Raw genomic sequence first — 290 nt, 5'->3', positions numbered from 1 at the left:
GAGAATACGTCGCGCGGTGAATCGACTGAACAAAATGGAACGGGAATTGATTATTAGGCGATATATGACGTTGGAAGAGCCATACGATTACGAGGTATACAACGACATGGGAATCAGTGAATCGAGGTTTTATCGGATCCGTGAGAAGGCGTTTTATAAATTGGCTTTTGCTTTGCGAATTGAGGTTTACAAATAGAATCGGAGAAAGCCCATACAGGGCGTAGCCCGTCTTTAGACATGGGATGAACCGATTGCTTTGACGTAGTCAAAGATGGTATACTACTCTTATA

The 290-nt window shown here is 42.8% G+C and carries 1 protein-coding gene; it reads left to right on the top strand.

From position 1 onward, the window contains the following. On the top strand, positions 1-196 hold a 196-nt coding region (locus tag LD028_RS08750), incomplete at its 5' end, for an ArpU family phage packaging/lysis transcriptional regulator (protein WP_275949115.1). Between the last annotated feature and the right edge of the window lie 94 nt (positions 197-290).

Source organism: Anoxybacillus sp. LAT27, assembly GCF_022030075.1.
GTDB lineage: Bacteria > Bacillota > Bacilli > Bacillales > Anoxybacillaceae > Anoxybacillus > Anoxybacillus kestanbolensis.
The sequence above is the reverse complement of the archived record's forward strand: the minus strand, read 5'-3'. Positions and strand labels throughout refer to the sequence as shown.